General features: G+C 51.2%; 1 tRNA gene and 2 rRNA genes (1 of these 3 cut by a window edge). All 3 read right to left on the reverse strand.

The annotated features are described in order from the left end of the window. Positions 1-337 precede the first annotated feature (337 nt). Positions 338-414 (reverse strand) — tRNA-Met (locus tag MF542_RS17450). Positions 415-587: 173 nt separating this feature from the next. Next, positions 588-702 (reverse strand): 5S ribosomal RNA (rrf, locus tag MF542_RS17455). 88 nt (positions 703-790) lie between these two features. Further along, a 23S ribosomal RNA gene (locus tag MF542_RS17460) occupies positions 791-2,500 on the reverse strand; it runs 1,037 nt beyond the window's last position.

Raw genomic sequence — 2,500 nt, forward strand, 5'->3', positions numbered from 1 at the left:
ATGCTCTTGCAGGTCGAGTTAAGGTGGTATTGTGGGGAGGGTTAGTCTCCCCTTCGTGGTTGGTCAGCCAGGCAAAGGATCTAGGCAATCTGCGCTTAAGGCGCCTTTTGCAAGGAGCACATCCGTATCACACAGCAATTTAAACGCAAAATCCCTACCACCTTGTGTGGTAGGGATTTTCTAATGGTTGCGGGAGTAGGATTTACCAGCAGTCGCTTCGCTTTGTGCTGTTGCCCTGCGCAAGCAATGCTTGCTTGGTCCGAACCGGTATGTTCATTCACCATCTCTCGTACCAATTAAAAAAGGCCAGCACCCTCTGGGTACTGACCTATTTTAATGGTTGCGGGAGTAGGATTTGAACCTACGACCTTCAGGTTATGAGCCTGACGAGCTACCGGGCTGCTCCATCCCGCGTCAACTATGTTTGTCACCCGTGTGAAGTATCGCTGTGCGATGCCATTCTCCGATGTGACGCGGTTCAAGGCTGTTATTTTCAGCTGGACCGCTTAATACAACAAAACCGGCACATGGCCGGTTTGCTGTTTTTTGATATTGATGAAGATGTTTATGTCTTTACTCTTTAGTAGATCTGGCGGCGACCTACTCTTCCGCGGCTTAAGCCGAAGTACCATCGGCGCGAAGCCCTTTCACTTCCGAGTTCGAGATGGGATCGGGTGGGACAGGCTTGCTATAACCACCAGATCAACGAAAGAGTAAAGATTTTTGCGTTTTATGCATGCTTGAGAATGATCAATTGTATTTAAAAGTTTTGTTCTCTGTCTATGGAGAGGCTCTGAAGCCTATCGAGCAATTAGTATCAGTTAGCTTCACACATTACTGCGCTTCCACACCTGACCTATCAACGTGGTGGTCTTCCACGGCTCTCAGAGAGACCTTATCTTGAAGGGGGCTTCCCGCTTAGATGCTTTCAGCGGTTATCCCGTCCGAACATAGCTACCCTGCAATGCAGCTGGCGCTACAACAGGTCCACCAGAGGTTCGTCCACCCCGGTCCTCTCGTACTAGGGGCAGCTCTTCTCAAGTCTCTTGCGCCCACGGCAGATAGGGACCGAACTGTCTCACGACGTTCTAAACCCAGCTCACGTACCTCTTTAATTGGCGAACAGCCAAACCCTTGGGACCTGCTCCAGCCCCAGGATGAGATGAGCCGACATCGAGGTGCCAAACACTGCCGTCGATATGAGCTCTTGGGCAGTATCAGCCTGTTATCCCCGGCGTACCTTTTATCCGTTGAGCGATGGCCCTTCCACACAGAACCACCGGATCACTATGACCTACTTTCGTATCTGTTCGACCTGTCAGTCTCACAGTCAGGCAGGCTTATGCCATTGCACTCAACGATCGATTTCCAACCGATCTGAGCCTACCTTCGCGCGCCTCCGTTACCATTTGGGAGGCGACCGCCCCAGTCAAACTACCCGCCACAGTGGGTCCTAGATCCAGGTTCATGGATCGTAGTTAGATATCAGAGACAACAAGGGTGGTATTTCAAGGGTGGCTCCACAAGAACTGGCGTCCCTGCTTCAAAGCCTCCCACCTATGCTACACATGTTATCCCTAATACCACACTGAAGCTGTAGTAAAGGTGCACGGGGTCTTTCCGTCTAACCGCGGGTACTCCGCATCTTCACGGAGAATTCAATTTCGCTGAGTCTGTGCTGGAGACAGTGGGGAAGTCGTTACGCCATTCGTGCAGGTCGGAACTTACCCGACAAGGAATTTCGCTACCTTAGGACCGTTATAGTTACGGCCGCCGTTTACCGGGGCTTCAATTCGCAGCTCTCACTACTCCTCTTAACCTTCCGGCACCGGGCAGGCGTCAGACCCTATACGTCGTCTTGCGACTTCGCAGAGCCCTGTGTTTTTAGTAAACAGTCGCCACCCCCTCTTTTGTGCCCCCACCAAAAAGTTGCCTTAATGGTGGGCCTCCTTCTCCCGAAGTTACGGAGGCAATTTGCCGAGTTCCTTCAGCACAGTTCTCTCAAGCGCCTTGGTATGCTCTACCATCCCACCTGTGTCGGTTTCGGGTACGGTCTATATGATGGTGCTATTTCCTGGGACAACTTCGCGGCAGATCCAATCCAATAAGGATCTACAACTTACGTCATCCGTCACATTCCATCAGGTACAGGAATATTAACCTGTTTCCCATCGACTACGCTTTTCAGCCTCGCCTTAGGGGCCGACTCACCCTGCGCGGATTAGCCTTGCGCAGGAACCCTTGGGATTTCGGCGAGAGTGTCTCTCACACTCTTTATCGCTACTCATGTCAGCATTCTCACTTCTGATATCTCCAGCATGGCTCACGCCACACCTTCGCAGACTTACAGAACGCTCCGCTACCACTTGATCATAAGATCAAATCCACAGCTTCGGTATATGTCTTTAGCCCCGGTACATCTTCGCCGCAAGACAGCTTAATTAGACCAGTGAGCTGTTACGCTTTCTTTAAATGATGGCTGCTTCTAAGCCAACATCCT

It is taken from the genome of Kordiimonas laminariae, from assembly GCF_023008165.1.
GTDB lineage: Bacteria > Pseudomonadota > Alphaproteobacteria > Sphingomonadales > Kordiimonadaceae > Kordiimonas > Kordiimonas laminariae.